20 protein-coding genes are annotated in these 22997 nt (G+C 47.2%); 11 read left to right on the top strand and 9 right to left on the bottom strand.

All coding sequences use genetic code 11. The annotated features are described in order from the left end of the window. Window positions 1-181: 181 nt before the first annotated feature. Window positions 182-1813, bottom strand: a complete 1632-nt coding sequence (locus AC1XUF_RS03860) for a DUF5597 domain-containing protein (RefSeq protein WP_483340341.1) — start codon at window positions 1811-1813, stop codon at window positions 182-184. 237 nt (window positions 1814-2050) lie between these two features. On the opposite strand from AC1XUF_RS03860, the gene AC1XUF_RS03855 reads away from it, so the two are divergent. Beyond that, complete coding sequence (locus tag AC1XUF_RS03855) at window positions 2051-3841, top strand: ABC transporter ATP-binding protein (protein WP_483340340.1); 1791 nt, start codon at window positions 2051-2053, stop codon at window positions 3839-3841. On the opposite strand, the gene AC1XUF_RS03850 is transcribed toward AC1XUF_RS03855, so the two are convergent. The 4 genes from AC1XUF_RS03850 to AC1XUF_RS03835 all read right to left on the bottom strand — a co-directional run bounded on the left by AC1XUF_RS03850 (window position 3804) and on the right by AC1XUF_RS03835 (window position 8305). Beyond that, complete coding sequence (locus AC1XUF_RS03850) at window positions 3804-4862, bottom strand: dihydrodipicolinate synthase family protein (protein WP_483340339.1); 1059 nt, start codon at window positions 4860-4862, stop codon at window positions 3804-3806. The genes AC1XUF_RS03855 and AC1XUF_RS03850 overlap by 38 nt on opposite strands. An 11-nt stretch (window positions 4863-4873) precedes the next feature. Further along, the gene (locus tag AC1XUF_RS03845) at window positions 4874-5890 is read right to left on the bottom strand and encodes an NAD-dependent epimerase/dehydratase family protein (RefSeq protein ID WP_483340338.1); all 1017 of its coding nucleotides are present in this window, start codon (window positions 5888-5890) and stop codon (window positions 4874-4876) included. Beyond that, on the bottom strand, window positions 5890-7122 hold the full coding sequence (locus tag AC1XUF_RS03840) for an Nramp family divalent metal transporter (protein ID WP_483340337.1): 1233 nt from the start codon (window positions 7120-7122) through the stop codon (window positions 5890-5892). Before AC1XUF_RS03840 ends, AC1XUF_RS03845 begins: the two co-directional genes overlap by 1 nt. Before the next feature lie 91 nt (window positions 7123-7213). Further along, window positions 7214-8305, bottom strand: coding sequence for a LacI family DNA-binding transcriptional regulator (locus tag AC1XUF_RS03835; protein ID WP_483340336.1), 1092 nt, complete (start codon window positions 8303-8305; stop codon window positions 7214-7216). Window positions 8306-8477: 172 nt separating this feature from the next. Here AC1XUF_RS03835 and AC1XUF_RS03830 point away from each other — a divergent pair, with 172 nt between their 5' ends. The 7 genes from AC1XUF_RS03830 (at window position 8478) to AC1XUF_RS03800 (ending at window position 16451) form a co-directional block, all read left to right on the top strand. Then, entirely contained in the window at window positions 8478-8612 is a 135-nt protein-coding gene (locus tag AC1XUF_RS03830; RefSeq protein ID WP_483340335.1) for a hypothetical protein, read from the top strand. A gap of 225 nt (window positions 8613-8837) precedes the next feature. Continuing rightward, on the top strand, window positions 8838-9689 hold the full coding sequence (locus tag AC1XUF_RS03825) for a polysaccharide deacetylase family protein (protein WP_483340334.1): 852 nt from the start codon (window positions 8838-8840) through the stop codon (window positions 9687-9689). 91 nt (window positions 9690-9780) lie between these two features. Further along, window positions 9781-12345, top strand: coding sequence for a TonB-dependent receptor (locus AC1XUF_RS03820; protein WP_483340333.1), 2565 nt, complete (start codon window positions 9781-9783; stop codon window positions 12343-12345). Window positions 12346-12406: 61 nt separating this feature from the next. Further along, window positions 12407-13123 carry an outer membrane lipoprotein-sorting protein gene (locus tag AC1XUF_RS03815; protein ID WP_483340332.1) on the top strand — a complete coding sequence of 239 codons (717 nt, stop codon included), beginning with the start codon at window positions 12407-12409 and terminating at the stop codon, window positions 13121-13123. 284 nt (window positions 13124-13407) lie between these two features. Then, window positions 13408-14055: a response regulator gene (locus AC1XUF_RS03810; RefSeq protein ID WP_483340331.1), complete on the top strand. Its 648-nt coding sequence runs from the start codon at window positions 13408-13410 to the stop codon at window positions 14053-14055. Window positions 14056-14120: 65 nt separating this feature from the next. Continuing rightward, on the top strand, window positions 14121-14477 hold the full coding sequence (locus tag AC1XUF_RS03805) for a BlaI/MecI/CopY family transcriptional regulator (RefSeq protein ID WP_483340330.1): 357 nt from the start codon (window positions 14121-14123) through the stop codon (window positions 14475-14477). An 18-nt stretch (window positions 14478-14495) separates the two neighbouring features. Next, window positions 14496-16451, top strand: a complete 1956-nt coding sequence (locus AC1XUF_RS03800) for a M56 family metallopeptidase (protein WP_483340329.1) — start codon at window positions 14496-14498, stop codon at window positions 16449-16451. Here AC1XUF_RS03800 and AC1XUF_RS03795 read toward each other — a convergent pair whose 3' ends face one another. Then, window positions 16452-16898 carry a VOC family protein gene (locus AC1XUF_RS03795; protein WP_483340328.1) on the bottom strand — a complete coding sequence of 149 codons (447 nt, stop codon included), beginning with the start codon at window positions 16896-16898 and terminating at the stop codon, window positions 16452-16454. A 256-nt stretch (window positions 16899-17154) separates the two neighbouring features. Here AC1XUF_RS03795 and AC1XUF_RS03790 point away from each other — a divergent pair, with 256 nt between their 5' ends. Continuing rightward, window positions 17155-18810, top strand: a complete 1656-nt coding sequence (locus AC1XUF_RS03790; protein WP_483340327.1) for an ArnT family glycosyltransferase — start codon at window positions 17155-17157, stop codon at window positions 18808-18810. A gap of 14 nt (window positions 18811-18824) precedes the next feature. Here AC1XUF_RS03790 and AC1XUF_RS03785 read toward each other — a convergent pair whose 3' ends face one another. Next, the gene (locus AC1XUF_RS03785) at window positions 18825-19604 is read right to left on the bottom strand and encodes a mechanosensitive ion channel family protein (RefSeq protein ID WP_483340326.1); all 780 of its coding nucleotides are present in this window, start codon (window positions 19602-19604) and stop codon (window positions 18825-18827) included. Window positions 19605-19793: 189 nt separating this feature from the next. Between AC1XUF_RS03785 and AC1XUF_RS03780 the strand changes: the two genes are divergently transcribed. Further along, the gene (locus AC1XUF_RS03780) at window positions 19794-20399 is read left to right on the top strand and encodes a hypothetical protein (RefSeq protein ID WP_483340325.1); all 606 of its coding nucleotides are present in this window, start codon (window positions 19794-19796) and stop codon (window positions 20397-20399) included. A gap of 189 nt (window positions 20400-20588) precedes the next feature. On the opposite strand, the gene AC1XUF_RS03775 is transcribed toward AC1XUF_RS03780, so the two are convergent. Next, window positions 20589-21608 carry an AI-2E family transporter gene (locus tag AC1XUF_RS03775; protein WP_483340324.1) on the bottom strand — a complete coding sequence of 340 codons (1020 nt, stop codon included), beginning with the start codon at window positions 21606-21608 and terminating at the stop codon, window positions 20589-20591. 180 nt (window positions 21609-21788) lie between these two features. Between AC1XUF_RS03775 and AC1XUF_RS03770 the strand changes: the two genes are divergently transcribed. Continuing rightward, the gene (locus AC1XUF_RS03770) at window positions 21789-22136 is read left to right on the top strand and encodes a DUF6970 domain-containing protein (protein ID WP_483340323.1); all 348 of its coding nucleotides are present in this window, start codon (window positions 21789-21791) and stop codon (window positions 22134-22136) included. Window positions 22137-22146: 10 nt separating this feature from the next. Here the strand turns inward: AC1XUF_RS03770 and AC1XUF_RS03765 are convergent, their stop codons facing one another. After that, a complete protein-coding gene (locus tag AC1XUF_RS03765) occupies window positions 22147-22944 on the bottom strand; it encodes an NIPSNAP family protein (RefSeq protein ID WP_483340322.1) in 798 nt (265 codons plus the stop codon). Between the last annotated feature and the right edge of the window lie 53 nt (window positions 22945-22997).

The raw sequence follows: 22997 nt of genomic DNA, 5'->3' as shown, positions 1-22997 counted from the left end.
AAAAAATTTCCGCAACCCTTTTCGCAAACCTTTGCAGAAAATGGAAAGGTCTGTTACGGATCGCTATATGATCTTTTTGTAAATTTTTTTAAAAAGGGAGGAAAAACAGAAATTATAAATATTTCAGGTCGGAGGTGAGGCTTGGCAAGTCTCGGAGACTTGCCAAGCCTGCGCCGAAAAACTACTGCTCGAAGTTCGGCTTCGTGTTGTACTGGTCTGATTGCAAGCCGCGAAGCTTGACTTTCAGAATGACACCGTCGGGTGTTAATGTAGAATGATATACTTCGTCGCCGTTCCAGATGCGGCGCCTTTTCCAGTTTCCGTTTTCGAAGGTACCCTCCTCGACATAAATGAATTCTGAGGCGGAAAAACCGGAACCCAACCTGGGCCTGAACTGGAATTTGGCGTCAAATCCCAACAGATAGAATTCATCCGGTGCTGTTTCGGCAACCAATACCCTCCCGGTGGGCTCTTTGGTCTCTTTGTAAGAAGGATATCCAAACGAAAACAACAGGTCATAATCGGTAAAATGCAGGAGCTTCTCCCCCAGCCCATCCTCTTCCACCGCAGCCTTGAGTTTGCCTGTGCCCTGTAAGGACGTGATCAAAGGAATGGCCGGCGTCAGTAGTTTATAGTTTTCCGCAATTGCATCAAATTTTCCGTCCAGCTTCGTTTTATCGCGCTTGTCGTTAGGGTCTGCGTGAAATGGATCGATACCATAAGGCGCGACACCAATCGCGTTGTATTCGCCGATTGCATAAAAATGAAAACGCGCGAAGAGCATTCCCTTACCGGTTTCGGGAACAAACAGTGCATTGTCAGGACGCTCATATTTGTCGCACAGATCCCTGAACTGCACATAATTACGGTTATAAATATCAACCGCGCAAAGATCGATTGCAGGCGCAACAGCTTTGTAAACATCGATCATATTGGAGGTCGGACCGCCGCTGGGATGCTCGCCGGCACGTTCAAATCGGTTTTCTCTGAGCCAGGAATTGACGTAAACAGGAAGCGGATATTGCTTTTTGCCTTCGGTGGCGACGTAGTTAATGTATGCCGCCATATGGTAGGCCGAAAACGTTTCCGCTGCGTCGACCCCAAATACCTGCTGCCATGTCCCCGGTTTTTTCTTTAATGCTGAAATTAGTTTCGCCGGTACCTGCTGGTTAAAAAGCTTCGTCGCCTCTTCGGAATAGTCCCGGTCGGTGCCCAATGAACCAGGTTCGTTTTCGGCCTGCACCATGATCACCGTTCTGTCTTTTTCATCAATTTTTTTGATATGCGCCATAACTGCCGAAAACGCTTTCGCATCGGCATTGCGGTTATTTTCTGAAATGGTAGCCTGTACCTGGATCGGCCTGCCGCCAGTGTCGAGCATCCTGGGAAACTGCCTGGAATCTTCTTTCATCCAAACGGGAATATATTGCGAGCTGCCATTTTTGAAGGAAGCAAACCACAGCAGTACCAGCCGGATGTTTTCGCGGCGGGCATCCAGGATGAGTCGATCCAGATCAGCAAAATCAAACCGGCCAGGCTCTTTTTCAATATTTTCCCAATAGATGGGTACCTCGAGTGTATTGCAGTGCAAGTCCCTCAATTGAGGCCATGTTTTGTCAAGAATATCCGGCCAGCCGCTCGAATTCCACATTTGCGCGCCGAGAATGAGGTAGGGCTTCCCATCGACCATCAGCGTGTGGCGGCCGTCTTTGGAGTTGATCGCCGGGATTGGCTTTGCGGATTGGGAAAAAACAGGAGCATACGTACCGGTCAACAGAATCCCGGCTAACAGTTTGGCAAAAGGTTTCAACATCGTTTTCAGGTTTAGAACTCAGGCCGGAAGATGTGGCAATAATTAAACCGCTGCAAACAAATGAATTAAAAAATTTCCGCAATGCGTACCGCAAAGGTTTGCGATGTAACTTCCCATCCGTTAGAAGGTCCATTAATAACGGGAATGACTTTTTAGGCTCATCAGTCAGGCAGCTATCCTGATCTTTCGAAGCTCCCAGGAACAGGAAAAACGGAACACGAAACAAAAATCATTCAAGTGAAAATACTCTGGAAATACCTCAGGACGCAGCGCAAAACGATACTCATTTCGCTGTTTCTTGCCGCCGCCGCTCAACTGCTGAACTTGTTGGACCCGCTGATTTTTGGAAAAATAATAGACCAGTACGCGACCAACCCCAAAAAGTTGCCTGAAAAAGCACTGATCGCCGACGTGATGGTCTGGCTTGGGATTGCACTCGGCATTGCGGCGGTTGCCAAGGTTTTAAAGTCGGGACAGGAATACCTGACCAGAAAGGCAGTTGCTCACTTTGGGATGAGTATTTTTAACGACGGGCTCAAGCAGACGTTACGCCTCTCCTTTCAGGAATTTGAAGAAAACCGGAGCGGCACTACGCTGGCCATCCTGCAAAAGGTCAAAACGGATACCGAACGTTTTGTCAATTCATTCATCAACATCCTCTTTTCATCCCTCGTCGGGGTCGGTTTTCTGATTTGGTACAGCCTCAATAAAAACTGGCTGCTGGTGCCGGTTTTTTTTGTGGGCGTGCTCGTCTTGGGATCTCTCACCGGCCTGCTGTCGCGAAAGATCAAAACCATTCAGAGAAGCATTAATAAACAGACGAACATTCAGGCGGGGATCATCACGGAAAGCCTACGGAACATCGAGCTGGTCAAAAGCCTCGGACTTACGTTTTCGGAAATCAGGCGGCTTAACCTGCAGACCATGGAAATATTCAAGCTCGAAATGTTCAAGGCGCGCAATGTCAGCCTTCTTACCTTTTTACAAGGCATTACCCTAAACCTCCTGAAGCAATCCATTCTTTTTATCCTGCTCTGGCTGATCTTCCGCAAAATCCTGACCACCGGGGAACTGATCGCCATGCAGTTTATTTCAACGGCCATCTTTGGCCCGTTGCAGGATTTCGGCAATATGATCCTGCAATACAGAGAAGTGGACGCGTCACTGAAAACGTTTGATCAGCTGATGCACAAACCCATTGAGCAAAGGCCGGAAAACTCGGTGGAGCTAGGGCCGCTTCATCATTTGAAATTCAGTCAGGTTGTATTCAGGCACCGGACCTCCAGCTACAATGCCATTGACGAGATCTCATTTGAGGTCGAGTCGGGCAAAACAATAGCATTTGTGGGACCCTCTGGCTCGGGTAAATCCACCCTGGTCAAACTACTGATTGGCCTTTACCTTCCTGTCGAGGGCAAAATCGAATTTAACGGAACCGATTCTTCATTGATCCGCTACAATCCCCTGCGAAGACAGATTGGATTTGTAACTCAGGAAACGCAGCTGTTTGCCGGAACCATCAAAGATAACCTCCTATATGTCAAGCCCAGCGCAACGGACGACGAAATCCATGAAGCACTATCGAAAGCCTCTGCCCTGAAACTGATTGAAAAAGCCACCAACGGTATCCATACCATGCTCGGTGAAAACGGCATGAAGCTTTCCGGTGGGGAGAAACAAAGGATCTCTATCGCCCGTGCATTACTAAGAAAGCCGCGATTGCTTATTTTCGACGAGGCCACCTCCGCACTGGATTCTATTACCGAGGAAGATATCACCGCTACGATACGGAACGTTTCGGCAAACCAGGAACAGATGACGATCCTCATCGCCCACAGGCTTTCCACCGTGATGCATGCCGACGTTATCTATGTACTGGAAAAAGGAAAAATTGTCGAAACAGGTTCACACGAGCAACTGCTGCTGTCGAAAGGTTTGTATTATGCCATGTGGCGGCAGCAAATCGGCGAAAGGAGGAACCCTTCGCCGGTTAGTGCACAGCCTGTTCCTGTGCCAAATGTGATTTAACAAACGCGTCGTCAATGAGATGTGGGTACGCTTCGGTGACCCTGGTAATTTCCTCGTACTGACCTGGAGAAAGATTTTCTGCGGGGTTCAGCGTCCAGATCCCGTCCATCAGCCCCTGTCGGCGCAGCACTTCATGCACCCCGGTAATGCAGCCGTGAAACTGATGGGCAGGGTCAAAAATCGCTGCGTTCATATCCGTAACTTCCCCGTTGATACTCATAAGTTCGGAGATGTTCTTATCGGTGGCAATGCTTTCTTTCACAAAACGGAGCAGCTTTACCGCCTTCTCTGTCCAAACCGCCCAGTGTCCGAGCAGCCCGCCGACGAATCTTTTCTCGACTGTCCTGTTGCCTATGTGAAACCTGAAAGGTGTCAGCAGGTCGGCCACAATGTTATCATCGTTGCCTGTGTAAAGTGCTATATCGTCCGCCCGGGATGATGAAGCTACCGCCCTCACGACATCCAGGGTCTGATACCTGTTGAAAGCTGCCACTTTGATCGCAAAAACGTTGGGTATTTCTGCAAATTTCTGCCAAAAATCATAGGTATAAATCCGCCCGCCGATCGCGGACTGCAAATAGAAACCAAATACCGGAATGACCTCCGCTACTCGTCTGATATGTTCAATGATCTCATCTTCTGACTGTTGCTTTAAGGCTGCCATACTGACGAGGCCCAGATCATAACCATATTTCACGGCAATACCGGCTTCCTGCAAAGCCTGGCTGGTGGGCCCTACTATGCCGGCAACCTTGATGAAGGGACGATCCAGGCTGGCTCTGTTAATTTCATCAGCTGTGATGTCCAGCAACTTTTCATACAGATTAATATGCGGGTCGCGGATCTCAAATTGGGTTGTATGCACACCAATAGCGATTCCGCCTGCGCCGCTCGCCATGTAATACCTGGTCAGGCCACGCTGCTTACTTTCGTCCAGCTGCAGATGGTTGTTCAATGCCAGCGGGTGCGCCGGGATGACGGTACCTTCAAATAACAGGTTCTTAATCTCTTTTTTTAACATCGCTCAAAATTTTAAAACTGCCCTTTGCGCTCCTGAAAATGCGTCGGCTTATTAATCGTCTTGCCGCCCTCTAATAACCATTGCGCCGTAATACCGATCATCTGTTTCAGAGTGGTACGCGGGTAGCCAAACAACCGAAAAGATTCCGCCGCATTGCTCAGCAGCGCAGTGGGCTGTTCTTCTCCGATGAATTGCGGCTCCGTCTCAAACACTTTACCAAATTCTTTCGCCAGCCACCGCAACGACACCGTTTCGGGGCCGGTAATATTCAACAGTTTCGAAGGCGCCTCACAATGCAGCAATGACCGGATCGCCATTTCATTGGCATCGCCCTGCCAGATTACATTGACATGGCCCATGTTCACATCGATAGGCTTTCCGGCCAGTACCGATTTTGCAATTTCCAGCAGAACGCCATATTTGAAGTCGATCGCGTAGTTCAGTCTGTAAATTAGCAGGGGCGTGCCGTAAACCGAGGAAAAATACTGGAACATCCGTTCTCTTCCCAGGCACGATTGCCCATACTCTCCAACCGGGTCGGCACGCAGTTCCTCCGTCGCACCTCCTGAGTTCACGGGTGTAAAAGGATACACATTACCTGTCGAATAGACCACGATATTTGATTTCCTGAACTTCTCGGCTACACGGCCAGGCAGGTAAGTATTCATCGCCCACGTATAAGGCTCATTGCTGGAAGTACCGAATTTGGTGCCGGCCAGGTACAGCACATTTTCCACTTCAGGCAGGCTTTGTAAGTGCCTATCATCCAATATATTCGCTACGATCGTCTCGATCCCCTCTGCATTCAGGCCGGCTGCCAGGCCTTCCTCGCTGAACCTGGAAACCGCAATCACGCGCTTGTCCAGACCCGCCTTCCCGATCGCCTGCCTGGCAAGCCGACAGATACTTGGGCCAATTTTCCCACCGGCACCGAGTACCATGATGTCGCCATCTATTTTTTTGATGTCTTCGATGAGGGCATCCGACGGACTAAGCCATCTTTCTTCCAGAGATTCTTTTTCGTCCATTATTTGAAAAGCGGGTTATTGAAGAATAATTCTTTACTATTGATGATCGCCAGTGAGAAGATGATCAGAAGGCCAAGGGCTGCTGCCACTTTCACAAAAGGGCTGTTGACCCGATCACCCATGATCTTTTTGTCGTTCCCGACAAGGTACATGACCGTCCCTATGAAGGGAACCACGAAAATGGTCACGCTCTGCGCGAAAACAATCAGTTCAAGGGGTAATTTGCCGAACCTCACTGCAATGAAAGCCCCAATCACCATCACGAGTGCTACGAGGTAACGCACGGATTTGGAAGAAAAATTACTGCCCAGGCCCAGCGCATCACCTAACAACGTGCCCCCAACCGAAGCATTCCCGATCACAGAAGAGAATGCGGCACCAAAAAGCCCGATCAGGAAAAACGCCGAAGCATATCTGCCAAAAAGCGGCTCCAGCGCCTTGGCCATATCAGAGGCCGATGTGACGGGGATCCCTTTCGGTTTGAGGATGGCGGCGGCGCAGACAATTACGATGAAACACATCACTCCCAGCAGGATAATACCGGTATTGCTGCTGCTCTTCTCATTTTTCAATGCAGGATTTGTCCTGAGACGTTCCTGGATCAGATATGCCTGATACAATGCCCCGACAATAGAGAAGCAACTCGCGGTAAAGGCGATAATGAGCCCGGTTGAACCCGCCGGGATAGAGGGCAAAACTACTCCCTTTACCATTTCACCCGCATCGGGCTTTGCCCAGAAAAAGGTGGTGATAAATGATATAAGCATAACAACGATCAGAAAGATCATCGTCTTTTCGAGAACCGAGTAAAAACTCCTGAAAAAAAGCAGTCCGATAGCCAGTAGGTTAAAAAAAATGATCCATGGAACGGTCGAGGTGTGAAAAAGTTCTCCCGCCGCAATGCCAACGCCAACTGAATTACCTGCCTGAAATGAGGTAGCTACCAGAAAGACGCCTATACCCATGCCAACCGCTGCCGCATTTCCCCATTTTTGTCTGACCGTTGCCAGAAGAGAAATATCGGTGGCAGCCCCAATCCGGGTCGCCATGCCAGTGAAGACCGCCATAAAAAAGATTGCGGCGAAAACAAGCCAGAGCAGGGAATAGCCATAAAGCGCCCCCATTTTTGAAGTGATGGTGAGCTTGCTCGGGCCGAAGACCAATGCGGCGGTGATCATGCCAGGACCAAGTGACTTAAGCCACCGGACTACCCCAGATTTAAAATTTTCCAAAGTAAAGGGTTTGTTTGGGTTAAAATTTCAATGCGCTCGGCGATTTACGGGCACGTGCCCGTAAATATAAAAAAGATATCTGGGGATGTAATCAATTTTGATAAAATTCATAATTTTCTTTTGTCACAATATCAATTGGCATATAATGAATCGGGGCAATGGGTGAATTAACAATTAACATTTGGTAGAGGGCCATCATGCCCCGGTACCCCTGCTCCTCGGGCCGGTGACAAATCAGAAAATCGATGACCCTTTTTTCCAGATAGTCTACATTCTCTTTCAAAAAATCATAGCCAATCAACGAAACATGGGCACGGTGGCTGTTTTTCAGAAAGGAAGCCACGGTATGAACACGGGAGTTGGTCACAAATACGGCCCCGATATCCTTATTTAAATGGAAAACATAGGTGAGGTGCCGCGCCACGGACTGGTAGTCGGTTTCCCTGATGTCAATCCGGACGATTTCATTTGGCTGCTGATTATCCTTAAAAAAGGCGCGAAAGCCATCTTCTATTCCCTGATAATTGAAGTGGTCTACCTCTTTTGAAATATTGATAATCAATATCTTTTTGTTTTCTTCCAGCCTGTAAGTAAGTAGCTTGGCACCTACATAGCCGCTTTTATAAAGATGCGGCCCGATGTAGCAATGCCGCTGCAGATCGGGAACGTCAGAATCTATGAATACAAAGGGGATTTTTCGTTTTTTACAATCTTCCGCAAGGCTCGTGGTTTCCTCTATGTAAGAGGGCGAAATCAGGATACCATTTATATCCATTTGCATGATTTCCTTAACATGCCTGGAAAATGACTCTTTGCTGTTGAGATCAAAAAAGAAAATGTTCGTCTGTACGCCATACCGGCTGATCTCAGTCTCAGCGCGCCGAATCCCTTTCAGCGGGCCTTCCCAGTAATTGGTTTCCTGCGAGACATTTGGGATCAATACCGCGAGCGTGATCACTTTCCGCGAAGCGAGCCTACTTGCAAGAATATTGGGCTGATAATTAAGCTCTTTAACGATCGCATTGACCCTCTCTCTTGTTTTTTCAGAAACCCCGGTCCGGTTGTGCAGCACGCGGTCAACCGTAGCTGTGGACACCCTGGCCCGTCTGGCGATTTCCTTTACACCATTTAAAGCGTTCTCCTTTTCCATGCCGTAAATATAGTCGCCGTTTCCCGAAACCATCCAATTGATCCTTTACGCCAAGGGCTGGTGTGAACTTTAAAAGCATGCCGACGATCGTCTGACATCGTGCAAATCTTTGGAATGGTACGGACATATCTGGTACAGAACCAACAAGATCACGTGTGCTACCATTTTAAAATTCGAAATAACTGATCCAAACAGTTAAAATCCCATGATGCGCTTATTTGTGTACCGTAAAGAAGGCCATCGCCGTGCAAGGTGGTCCCGAAAGATCGCAGTGGCAGGCAGGAGCGCCAGCGAAGTTGCCCGCAGTAAAGGACATGAAATGCTTGCTGAAAAGCTGTGAATCAGGGGTTTTTGGCATGAGCCTCTTTGTTACCGAAGCAAAAGATGCAATGGCATATACAGCGGACGAACTCAAAACGGCCTTCAATAAATAACAGATAACTATTTCAACCTTCCAGGCAAATCAGGAGAGAAAACAAGCGTAATAACCGTTTCGCTGCAATGGTTGCGGAACTGTTTTTTACCCAGGCAGGTAAGAATCTCAACGGCACGACTTCAGGTACATATGAAGAAAAACCTGCTCCCGCTCCTATTCTCGCTGATCGGAGTTGCCGCTTTCGGTCAGCAAAAAGGTCCCCGTCTGATCGTTCGCGGTGATGACATGGGCTATTCCCATTCCGGTAACCTGGCGCTCATTAAAAGTTACAAGGAAGGCATCGAAACCGCTATTGAAATTATCGTACCCTCGCCTTGGTTTCCGGAAGCGGTGAAAATGCTGAACGAAAATCCCGGCGTAGATGTCGGTATCCACCTGGCAATCACCAGCGAGTGGGACAACGTTAAATGGCGGCCGGTGTCCGACTGTCCGAGTCTCCGGGATGAGGATGGCTATTTCTTCCCGATGATCCATCCAAATAAAAATTATCCAAAACGCGCTATCAAGGATAATAACTGGAAAATCGCCGACATTGAGAAGGAATTTCGCGCGCAGATTGAAATTGCGTTGAAAAAGCTGCCACGTATCAGTCACTTGTCGTCGCATATGGGCTGCACGGGTATCTCGCCGGAAGTGAGGGAATTAACAAAAAAATTGGCACAAGAATACAAAATTCCGATTGATCCCGAACCGGCGAATCTCGCGTATGCAGGCTACGACGGCGCTCACAAAACCTCGGAAGAAAAAATACAGAGCTTCATCAAAATGCTTGATCAGCTGCAATCCGGAAAAACTTACCTTTTTGTGGACCATCCGGGCCTGGATGATGATGAATTAAAAGCAATCCACCACATCGGCTATGAAGATGTGGCCCGGGACCGGCAAGGTGTAACTGATCTTTTTACCAGCAAAAAAGTAAAAGATGCGATTCAGGCGAAAGGTGTTGTTTTAATAGGATATAAAGATCTGGCAGGCCAATAAGCACATCCATCCCTTTTATTTTAACCTTTGTCATAATTTGCTTTCCCCGGTAGCAGTTATGTGGCAATTTTATGGCATCAATTCTAAAACCATGAAAATGTCTAAACTTCTGCTCACTGCTACTATTGTTCTGGCTTCACTTCTGACACCTGCCTTTGCGCAGTTTCCGGGTGGCGGCGCCACACAGCCAAAAGCGCTTCCAGGTACTGCGGGCGACCAAACCCCGAAAGGTTCTTCTAAAATTTCAGGATCTATTGTTGACTCCGCTTCTTCCAAAGCCATTGAGTTCGTGAGCATTGCGCTCTACAATAAAACCAATGGTCAAGCCATAGACGGTACAATGGCCGATGAAAAAGGAAAGTTCACGCTGAGCAAGCTGGCTGCCGGAAATTACAAAGTGCTGGTATCCTTCATCGGCTATGCCAACAGGACGCTCGACAACATTGCGCTCGGTAAAGGCCAGGAGCTGGACCTGGGAGTTATCACGCTGGCTTCCAATACAAAAACACTCAATGAAGTGACCGTAACAGGACAAGCCGCATTGATTGAAGAAAAGGTGGACAGGCTGGTTTACAATGCCGAGAAGGACATTACGGCCAAAGGGGGCGATGCGACGGACATTTTACGCAAAGTACCTCTTTTGACCGTCGACCTTGACGGTAATGTATCACTTCGCGGCAGTCAGAATATCCGCGTTTTGATCAACAACAAACCCAGTACGATCATCGCCAACAGCGTGGCGGATGCATTGAAACAAATCCCGGCCGATCAGATTAAAACGGTGGAAGTAATTACCAGCCCTTCAGCGAAATACGATGCCGAAGGTTCGGGTGGAATCATCAATATCATTACCAAAAAGAACAGCTTGCAGGGACTTAACCTGAATGTAGATGCCGGTGTAGGTAACCGCGGGTCCATGTTGTCGCTCAACGGAGGTTATCGGAAGGGAAAAGCAGGTTTTACGATCGGCGGGTTTGGCCGGGGGATTTACAATACCATTACCAAGACTTCCCTGGAGCAAACCAGTACCGTAGAAAATGTGACTACTAAGACGCTTCAAACTGGCGATGGAAGTAGCCGTGGCCTGTTTGGAAACTATAATCTTGGCTTTGATTATGATATAGCCAAGAATCAGAGCCTCACGGCGGGCGTGAAATATGGTGTCCGTAATTTCAGCAATCAGCAGGACCTGATAACGAGGCTCAGCAAGACCGGATCGACAGACATTACAAACAGCCGAGATGTGGATACAAGAAACCTTTCCGGAACTGTGGATGTGAACGTAGACTACCTGCACACTTTCAAGCCGCAACAGGAATGGAGCATTTCTACCTTGTACAGTCGCAACGACCTTACCAACGACTTCGATGCAAACCTGTTGAATGGCAGCAATGAACTAACCGGCCGCCAGAAAAATTTGAATAAGAGTGTCAATCAGGAATACACCTTGCAAACTGATTATCAAACACCCATCAAGAAAAACCAGCTATTGGAATTTGGCGGAAAGGGAATTTTCAGGAAAGTAACAAGTGCTTACAGCTTTCTGATTGCAGACCCGACCGGCGATTTCCGACCTGAAACAGACCAGCCTGCGGGAGACCTTACTTACCATCAGAACATCGCGGCTGCCTATTCGTCCTATACTTATACGACGAAGAAAAGGTACACCCTGAAAGGAGGCTTGCGCTACGAACATACCTTTATCGACGCCAGTACCAATGAAGGAACGGTGGGCGTTGGTAACTACGCCGTGCTGGTGCCAAGTGTGAACGCTTCCAAAACGATCAAAGGAACAACCCTGAAACTGGGTTATAACCGCAGGATCCAGCGCCCCGGATTGCAGCAGCTGAACCCGAACTTCAACTCGGCCAACCCGCAGAACATTACCATCGGTAACCCGAAATTGAGACCGGAACTGACCAATAACTTTGAACTGGGCGTCAGCAAAAACATCAAGAAAACATTTGTGAACGCGACATTCTTCGGGAGGGTTACCAACAACGCTATCAGCCAGGTCCGCCAGCCTTCCGATACGCTGGCCGGCGCGATCGTGACCACCTATGAAAATATTGGAAAACAGCATGCTTATGGTACCAACCTGTTTGCCAACGTTGCTGCCACGACCAAAATCAATGTCGGTATCTTTGCCAACGTTTTCTACACCACGTTAACAGGCGTAACGATTGGCCAGAACGGTCTGCAGCAAGAAATTAAAAACGACGGATTTAATATTAGCGGGGGGATTTTCTCACAGGCTACATTCGCCAATGGCTGGGGGGCGCAGGCTTTCGGATTTATGCAGGGAAATCAGGTCCAGTTGCAAGGAATGCAAGGCGGATTCGGATTTTATACCATTGGTGTGAAAAAGGAATTTAATAACAAAAAGGGAAGCGTCGGACTTGCGGCTGAGAATTTCCTGAGCAAGCGCTTCAACATTCATACTGAGCTGACTTCCCTGCAATTCAATCAGGTCAATGATGTATATCTTTACAACCGCGGCATCCGTCTGACATTTACCTACAAAATCGGTAAAATGACCATGGATGCGCCGAAGAGAAAAGCCAAGTCTGTCAACAACGACGACGTGAAGAGCGATGGCAGTGGCGGACAGCAATCCGGCGGTGGTGCTCCCGCTGGCGGCAGCTCACCAAGGTAGTTCATACTGGGCTCCTTCTTTCATAGTCACAAACTGAATTTAACGCATATCAAACTTACTTATGAAAACTAAAAAACTATTCTTGGCTATTGCTGCCACACTCATCTCGGCGGGTTCATTCGCACAAAGTGTTGACGAAATCGTCGACAAACACGTGGCAGCTTTGGGCGGCCTTGATAAAATCAAAGCAGTCAATACGCTTGTAATCGATCGTTCGCTGGCCGTCCAGGGAATGGAAATTCCCAATAAGACTTACCTGGTTGTAGGAAAATCCGTCCGCACTGAATCTACGGTGATGGGCAACTCCATGGTGCAGGTAGTGAGCGACTCGAAAGGCTGGATGATCCGGCCGACCATGATGGGCGGAACGGGTGAACCGGAAGATATGCCCGCCGATCAGCTAAAACAACAAATAAGCTCTCTGGACCCATTCGGAGGATTGGTGAATTACAAAGAAAAGGGAAACCAGGTTGAGTTGATAGGCAAAGAAAAAGTGGACAAGAAAGACGTGTTCCACCTCAAAGTAACTTCCAAGGAAGGACAGGTTATGGACCAGTACGTGGATGCCAATACATACCTGATCAGCAAAGTGAAGGTTAATATGAACGGTCAGGATGGCGAAATGGAGCTTACCGATTATAAGGAGATCAACGGAGTAAAGTTTCCAAATGCTATGGATATTTCTAACCCTCAAATGGGCACTATGTCCTTCATAACCAATAAAATAAGCGTTAACGAACCGGTAGATGAAGCGCTTTTCAAAAGGCCGGTCAAATAGCCGTGAAGGAAAACGTAATGAAGGCGTTGCTTCTGTAAGCAACGCCTTTTTTTGTGTCATGATGACGAGGATAGGCCAATGGTCGAATTGTAGAATTATTTCTATTTTTGCTTATTAAGGAACTAGTGATAACAGACTTAAATTATTTCAAAATAGATTTGGTAAATGGATGAACTTAACTCCTGCCCAGCGAAAGGTTACTATGCAAAATGAATAAATTGGCTTAACGTTCTATTTCCGGTCTCCCAGTGGGACATCACGATTTGCTTCCGCCCCTCGATACAATGAAACAAATTCTACTGGTTGAAGACCATGCGATTGTCAGACTGGCAACTAAATATCTCATCATGGACCTGGTGGACCCGGTTGCTATTCTCGAAGCCGCCACTTTTGGGCAAGCCATCGCCCAGGTAAGCTCACACCCATTCGACCTGATTCTTCTGGATATCAGCATTCCCGAGGGCGAAAGCTTTAACATGATCTCTAAAATCCGCGAGATTCAACCCAAAGTCCTGATACTTGTGTTCACCAGTCTGGAAGAGCAAATATATGCGTTGCACTACATCAAGGCCGGTGCCAATGGATTCCTGTCCAAAAACGCTTCCCAAAACGAAATCAGGCGTGCAATCCAGTCGATGTTCGATTCTGGCCATTATCTCAGCCTGAACAGCCAGCAACAACTGCTCCGTCACACACTGGAAAGCAAATCCAATATGACAAACCCACTCGAACAGCTTTCTCAGCGGGAACTGGAAGTAATGGATATGCTTCTCAGCGGTTTTTGGACCAAGGAAATCGCTATCTATCTCAATCTCACCGAAAGCTCTGTGAGTACTTATAAGGCCAGGATTTTTGAAAAGCTGCAGGTGTCAACGCTCATCGAAATGTTTAAGAAAGTTCAGTTCTACAAGGGGCAAAACGACGTGGTCTGAGAAAAATTTAGTGAGTCAGTTTGCCCTCTACGAAATATTCGTAAATTTACGAAAACATCGTAGTAATGGAGAAATTAACGCAGCAGGAAGAAGATGCCATGCTCGCCGTCTGGAAAACGGGCGAAGGGAGTATCAAAGCATTTATGGCAGCAATGGAAGCACCAGGTCCCTACACCACAGTTGCCTCCACCATCAAAAATCTCGAGAAGAAAGGTTACGTTCAAAGCCGTTTGATCGGTAACGTGAACCTGTACTCCCCTGCCATTTCGGAGGAAGACTACAAACAAAAGTTTATGGGGAACGTCGTGAAAGATTATTTTGAAAATTCTTACAAGTCGCTTGTGAGTTTCTTTGTCGAGAAAAACAACATTTCCGCCGACGAGCTCAAAGACATTATCAGGTTGATTGAGAATAAAAACTAACCACCTACTCATCTGCCCATGGCGCCTGTCATTGAATATCTTTTCAAATTGTCGGTTAGCCTGACTGCCGTCGGTCTATTTTATCAATTGGTCCTGAGGCGATTGACTTTTTATGACTGGAACCGCTGGTACCTGCTTATTTATACGTTTCTCAGTTTCATTATTCCGCTCATCGACGTCGATCCATCACTTTCGGGCCTGTCTTCTGAAAAAGGTCACCAGATCATGGACCGGATTCCAAGCATCCATCAGTTGACCGTCATGCAGGCCACAATCGTTCCAATGGATCAGCCAGGCAGCTTTGATTTTGAACAATGGCTGCCTTTTGTAATCCTTGCCGGCACGATCGTGATACTGCTGAGATTTGCGCTGCACGCATTTTTCTATGCGAGGATCCGCCGGACCGCGCGGCTTGTATCAGAAGACGATATTAAGATCTATCACCTTGAAAAAAAAGTTGGCCCATTCTCTTTTGGCAATTCCATATTTTATAACCCTGCACTGCATCAACCCGACGAGCTCAAAGAAATTATTCTGCACGAATATGTCCACGTGAAGCAAAAACACACATGGGATGTGATATGGAGCGAGTTGCTGTGCATTGTCAACTGGTTCAATCCGTTCGCCTGGTTGTTGCGTCATGCGATCCGGCAAAACCTAGAATTCATAGCGGATCGGAAAGTATTGGAAAATCATGTCGATGCCCGACAATATCAATATTTGCTGCTCAAAGTTGCAGGCGTTCCGGAATACAGGATCGCCAATCCGTTCAGTTTTTCATCACTCAAACAGCGCATTGTGATGATGAACAAGAAAAAATCACCTGTATTTCTGCTTTCCGCATTTTTGCTCGTTTTGCCCATTATCGCAGTCTTGTTGCTTATTTTTCGCAATGATATCCGCGAAATAGTAGATGGAAATCAATCTAAAATCTTTTCCCAAACTATCAAATCCGACTCCGGTACGCTGTACATATCCGGCATGATCCTCGATGGCGAATCCAATAAGCCTTTGGGTAACCTTCCGTTGTCATTAAAACATGGAGAAAAGTTTTTGAAAGTGATCCGCACCGACAAGGATGGATTTTATTACCAGGAGGTCAAAGTCAATGCAAATGAAAATCCGCACCCTCCTGGATCTGCCAATCGGTACTTGCCGGAATTCAACTATTCATTGAGCTATGAGGGCGACAAATTCTATCAATTCGGGCTTTCGCAAAACCTGGAATTCGAGAGGAATGGGGCTTTTGGAGGTTTTGAGATCATATTTCTGGGGCGTCATGGCAGGATGGATGTTACATCTGAATTTTACAGCGTCTCAAAACACAAGTTTTTTGAGTCAAATTATTCAGGGAAAATCAAAGACGCGGTCAAAAATTATCTTAACAACACTTTCGATGAATTTCTTACAGAGCATATACTTAAAGCCGATTTCAAAAAAGCTTATCCCTGGCCGAAGGATGTCATTACCAAGTTCGGAAACGGGTATTTTGACAGGAAAAAAGAGCTGGTCGGCTATGAAGGCATGACGCAGCTGTATCTTGACGGCAAAAAAGTAGACTACAAGGCAATTAATGACGCGTTTAAAGATGATCCTTATCTGGTCGATGAGAACCAGGAATACAAGAACCGCGGCGAAAGAGGCTTGTGCAAGGAAATCACTTACCTCACTTTCCCCCTTCATAAAACAGCCCCCCCGACCGCCCTGCTGAAACGCAACGTTGAAGTCAAAGATATCCACGATTTTGACCTTCGCAACTTAAAGGATCAACCATACTTCCTCGACGGGTTCAGGCAGGTTTATGGTGCGGGGAGCAACATGACGCCTCTGAAAAAGGAGATCAGAAAAGTGGTTCTTTTTAAAGGGAAACTAGCCAGATACTACGATCCAAAATGCAGGCAAATCTGGTGGATTGAAACCAGGCCGGAAACGGAGGTGTTCGAACGGCCTGATCTCGCGAGTGTTGTCCACTAACTATTTTTTCTTCTCATTCAACTCAATCAGGTAACCGTCGGGATCGGCGAAATAGATCTGGGTTACCCCGTCGAACCTTACCTGCTTGTGAAAAGGGATTTTCTTGCTGATCAAAAACTTTTCGGAACCCGCAATAGAACTGACAAACATGGCGAAATGGCCTCCGTTTCTGTCATTGACGACCGGAAAGTTACGTCCGGCCAAAAGGTGGATCATTTGCCCGTCGCCGGTGTCGAACCAGGCACGGATTGCTTTCAGGCTGTCGGGGACCTCAACCGGCTTAAGACCGACAATATCCCGATAAAAATCCCTGCTCGCAGGGATATCCTTCACCTGCAATGCCAAATGGTTTAAACGCACAAAACCCAGGCTGCTGCCAGAAGAAGCCTGGGCGAAAAGATCCTGACAGCAAAAGGCCAGCGCAGCACACAAGATGATTTTTTTCATAAAATTGATCGGAAATATAAGGAAGGACAATGTACGCAATTCTCCTATCTTAGCCACGGATCCACGAATGGGCACGAATCTACTTCCGCCATTCGCGGCTGAAAAACATCTTTGTCCCGATAAAAATATTTCAGAACTTATTAATGACCGCCAAAACTACGGGCTGATCAAAATTTTAGCGGAATCTGAAACCGTTCTTGGTTAACTTGCGGCCACAAAATCAATCCACCCGCATCGTGGTGTCCAAGTCCGGATTATGAACGACCCCTTTCTGAAACGTTACTTTCCCTGGTTACTTTTTACAGGCATTGCACTCAATATTCCCGGATTATGGCTGGATATCATCGAGCCCGATGGTGCATTGTACGCCACTATCGCCCGGCACATGGCGGAGCACAACGATTGGGCCAATTTGTTCGGCGACGGCCACGACTGGCTCGACAAGCCTCATTTCCCATTCTGGATGGCTGCCATCAGTTACAAGATTTTCGGCGTTACGGGCTTTGCATACAAGCTGCCGGCTTTTATTTTCTGGCTGGCAGGCCTTTGGTATACCTATCTGATCGGCCGGGATTTATTTAATGAAGAGGTCGGTAAGATCGCGGTGCTTGTTTCGGCCGTTGCCCTGCACAGCACACTGAACAATTTTGACGTCCGGGCGGAGCCTTATCTCACAACCTGCATCATCGCGGCCATCTGGCATATGCTGGCCGCCTATAGGAGTAAGCATGGGGCCCACATTCCTGCCGCTGCACTGTTTGCCGCCTGCGCCATCATGACCAAGGGCATTTTCGTCCTGATCACAATCGCTGGCGGCTGGATCCTATTTTGGTTGATAACCAAGCAGTTCGGCGAATTTTTCAAGCCGCGATGGTGGGTCATGCTGCTGCTGTGCCTTGTTTTCATCACCCCCGAATTGTACAGCCTCTACATCCAGTTTGACCTTCATCCCGAAAAGATCGTCTTCGGGAAAACCGGTGTGTCGGGACTCCGGTTTTTCTTCTGGGATAGCCAGTTCGGCCGCTTCTTCAATACGGGTCCGATCAAAGGAAGGGGAAACCCTACATTCTTTTTACATACAACGTTGTGGGCATTTCTTCCGTGGTCTGCCGGGCTGGTTTCGGCATTGGTATATCTGGTCGGATTTGACAGGGACCGTAATCCGCTGCGGTGGGTTTTGTACGGCAGTGCGTTGCTAACCTTCTTGCTGTTTTCTCTTTCAAAATTTCAGTTGCCGCACTATCTGGTTATCCTATTCCCCCACTTTTCGATCATAACCGCCTACTTCTTCTATCAATTATCGGTTCGGTCGAAGCTTAAAATCCTGGTGATCGTTCAAACAGTGCTGGCTGTTTTAACATGGCTGCTCATAGGCGCTTTGCAATATATTGCCGGACTGGAAAATGGGGCCATCGCATTTTCCGTCGCACTATTGGTCATCTTTGCCGGTTTGTTCTTTCCTTCAAAAAATCAGCTTCAGCAGCTTCTGTACCGGGGTTACGCCACTGCTGCAATCATGTATATTTTTCTGTTCTTATTTTTCTATCCTTTTCTCCTGCAATTTCAGTCGGGCCGGCAGGCGGCCGGTGCGATCCCGGCTAGGGACAAGCATCTGCCTGTCGCAGCATACGCGTCATTTTCCTATTCATTTGAATTCTATTCGCCAGGGGAAGTGACGCTCATCAAGGACCCGAATACACTGCGAAATTTCATCAAGGCCGGTCCCGGTTATCTGTATACTACGGCCTTTATTGCTGATAGTTTGCGGCAAGCGGGCGTCGATACGGAAGTAAGGGCCACCCCCTCCCACTTCCATATCAGCACATTGAAATACGATTTTCTAAATCAAAGAACCAGAAGCAGAACGCTGGAAACCCGCTATCTGCTCTATATCAAAGGGGCCGGCAGGTAGATATTGAATTTCCACTAAAGCCCCGGCAATTTCAGCCCTGAGCTTTTCAGGCTTTCCATGATCCGTTCCTGGATGTCCATTTTTGTGTCCACAAATCCGTGCGCATCCAGCCAGACGTTTACCATTACCTTGTACCCATCCGCCTCTAGCGATGAGATCCCAATGCGTCTTTCGGGTACTTTAAGGGCACTTTGAGCATTGTCCAGGACATGATTGATCGTATTTTTGACCACACCGAAATCAATGCTGTTGCCAAATTTCATTTCAATATCAAGCCGCCTGCTCCCAAAGCCGCTCATGTTGATGATGACCTCATTGGACAATTTGCTGTTCGGAATCACCACCATACGGTTATCGAAAGTATTGACAACGGTATAAAATATCTTGATCGCCTTCACCGTACCCTCCTGTCCCTGCGCCACGATATTGTCCCCCACTGCGAAAGGTTTCAGGATCAAAATCAATATCCCGCTTGTAAAGTTCTGGAGAGTGCCTGATAGTGCCAGGCCGGCAACCACGCCGATTGCTCCGATCAAAGCAGCGAAAACGGTCATCTTAATGCCTACGACCTGCATGGCGCAAATGATCAGCAGCACACGCAACGTGGTGATTGTGAGGCTTAAAAGGAACGGCGTAAGCGATGGGTCAATTTTATTACGGAACATATGGCCGTTGAGCCATCGAGAAAGTACCTTAATCAGCCAGAATCCCGCAATCAAAACACCAATGCCCAGCAGAACCCCTGGACCGGTTTTCAGTATCCAGGCAAAGGCCTGGTTATAAAACTCATTCATCTTCATTATTACAATTGGGTCAATATTTCAAATATGCCGAATGCTCAAAAATTCATTCCACCATAATGATTGGCAAGTTGCGGGCTCATCCGAAAGCCTGATGGCATATTTTTTGAAATGTGATTCACACCTGTGTTAAACGAACTTGATTTAACACCTTTAAAAAAAGTCGAACAACAGAAAAACGATATGGAACACAACGAAATAAAGAAAGGGAGGTTGGGTCAGTATGTGATGCTGGTCTTGCTGATCGTGGCTTCGGGATTTCTGGGATGGCATTTCCTTGCCCCGAAACCAGCAGACAATTCCGCCAACAAGGACATCAGCCTTTTCATCACCAATAAGATCAGCGATATCGACCAAAAACTTGTTGCGCAAAACGTGAGGCCGGACATTGCGACCGAGCTTTCCTGGCATAAGTCGAACACCGCGCTTTATAACGAGGTCAAAAGAAATAAGGACAAGGCAATCGGCACGCAGCGTGAAGTTTTAAAGCAAAAAATGCTGAAGATTCAGCAAAGGGAATTTCCGGAACTGAGAGGCGCCTATGTAGCGTCTAAAAAGGAAGTGCTGGAACAGCAGCAGATCAACGTCTCAGTTTCTGGTGACAAAAACGACATACTTACTTTTACGGGAGGTATGTTTGAGCCCAAAAAAGCCCAAAAGAACTTCACCAATAGTATAGAGGAAATCGTGAGTGATCTTCGGTTCAGAAAGATCGTGTACAAATGGTCGGACAATCAGAAGGACGTTGCTGACTACGAAATCGATTCAAAGACTGATACGGAGATCTAGAGAAAACGAGCTATAGAGAATAAGCCGCAATGGGGCTTATTCTTTTTACCTGACCCGTTTACCGCGTTCCTGAATCATCTCTCGTTCTTCGATCAATGCGCTCTGTAGCTCGACCGGATTTTTAACGGCCTTGTTGATTAAAATGCGTCAGCTAAAATGCCCTGCAAAAAAGCGCAGGTTGGTCATTTATCATGGTGTTTTTTCCTGTGTAAATTCGCTTTTATAAATTTTTACCAGTACCAGCAACAGACTGATCAGCAGCGGCCCGAAAATAAAACCCCAGAAGCCGAACAATTTCAGGCCGGCGATCAGCCCCAGAATAGTGGTCACCGGATGGACATCCCCTACCTTTTTAAGAAAAGTAATGCGGGCAAGGTAATCGATATTCCCAATCACAACCATGCTGTAAATGCCCAAACCGATCGCCTTGCCGTTTTCACCCGTCGAAAACAGGAAAATAACCAAGGGGATCCAGATCAGCGCAGTACCGATCACCGGAAAAAAGGCGAAGATACCCGTCACCATCCCCAGAAGTACGAAATCCTTAATCCCGAAAATCCAATACCCGGCCACCGCCACCAGGCCCTGGATCACAGAGATAAGCGGAATCCCCAGCGCATTGGCCCGCACCATTCCGATAATTTCGTCGGACAGCATATCAATGTTTTTCGGTTTCAAAGGAATGGCGGCCCGCAGGCTTTTTTCTACTGACTGTCCGTTGAGGAACATAAAAAATACCAGGAACAGGATCATCAGTAAATTACCCAGCATAGTTGCCGAGCTGTTCAGGATGCCAGGAATGAAGCCCGCCGCTTTTTTCCGGATGTCCGCTGTGGCTTCCTTCGTTAACAAATCCTGCCCGGTCCAGTCCTTGATCTGTGCAGAAATGGCGTCAATCGCCTGATTCACCTGGCCCGGATCCTTCACTACGTTGTCTATTTTGGTGTAAACCATCTGAAGTGAAAAATAAACAGGCGCAACGATACAGGCCAGGAACAACAACATGAACGCCAGGGCAGTCAGGCTCTTATTCCAGTTTTTTTTCAGGGTCAGATAAAAATAATATTTGCGGCAAAGGATATACAAGGTAAGCGCGCCCAAGAAACCGGGAAAGAATGTGTAAAGCTGCCTGAAAACGATGACAGCCAATGCAATTACGATCAGTAAGAACAGCAATTGTCTTAGTCTGTTGTTAAAATCTGAATTCATATAGGGTTATTTGATCTACAGGCGTGCTTTGCAATTACTATACCAATGTTCCCCATGAATTTATCCGCTAAGAACAACAACATTTATTGACGAAAAATGTAAACTTAGACGCATCGCTCCCAACGGAACAGCCATTCAGATTGTCATATAAAAACCTGCCAACCTATTATCCCTTTATTCATGAAAAGTTTACGCATTCTGTTCCTCTTTGTAGTCATTTCCGGATGCAATAAGGAGGACATCCCCAAGGAGACGCCCTCCTGCATTGTTTCGAAAATTGATCAGATCAAAGCGGAAAAAGTATGGAACCCTCCGGCGAAAATATACAGGTATCTTTATAAGGGTGAGACGGTTTACTACATACCCGCCAGGTGTTGCGACTTTGCGAGTGTTCTGATGGATGAGAACTGCAATGTCATCTGCGCCCCCGACGGAGGGTTATCCGGCGCCGGGGATGGAAAATGTAGCGATTTCTTTCAAGAACGTTCAAACGAGAAGCTGATCTGGGAAGACGACCGCAAGCAATAATCGTCCCTCCTTACAGATCCGAATAGTCAGCTGGAAAAAGAAAGGAGGTTACGTTTTTGGATACATTGTTCATGTATTGTGGGTCGGCCTTCAACTTGGTCCATTCTGGTGAGGCAAAGAATGCTTTCCAGTGTTCTTCCCGCGAAGCTTTATCCGAAAAAGTGGTCAGGTACATCAGATTGGGCATCGTACTGCCAGAAATTACTTCTCCGTAAAATATTGAATTGAAATCCAGTCTGCTGAAAAGAGGAATTTCGCCACCTGCGTTGAACATCTTTACCTTGTTGAGATGTATCTTCTCGGTATGGCCCTCATAGCTGCGCAATTCGTAAACCCTTTCACTTTTGGGTACCGTCAGCTTAGAAGGTGTGATCACAGGGGCATCCTCAAAGGCCTCCAAAATGATGGTTTCAAACCGGGAATACGGCGGATTTTTGTATTCGGCGTCGATATAATCTTTACCTGCGGAAACGTAGGCTGCATCCTTGCCCAGTTTTTCCGGCAATGCAAACAAATGGTCCAACGATTTGAAAGGCGTCAGCACATATATTTTCTTTCCGAATGCCGCTGTATCGGTTGCAGCCGGTTTGAAAACACCAATGGTTTTTATGCCCATTCGATGCAGAGCCGGGATATAAGCGTCTTTGAGGTAATTATCCAGCCTCGCTTCCTGTTCTTTGCTTTTCAGGCTGTAAATCTTAATCTGAAAAAATTCCTTTTTGGGTGGGGCGGCAAAAGCGAAAATGCTGAGACCAAGCAGCAAGAGGCTATGCAGGGCGATCAGTTTGCCGGCGTGACGTGTTTTCATAAAGAGATTATCATTGTTATGTTGTACCCACAACAAAGGCATTGATTGAACAT

Source organism: Dyadobacter sp. HNCC25DJ185, from assembly GCF_056895195.1.
Note: the sequence above shows the minus strand (reverse complement) of the source record. Positions and strands in the feature narration are given on the sequence as shown.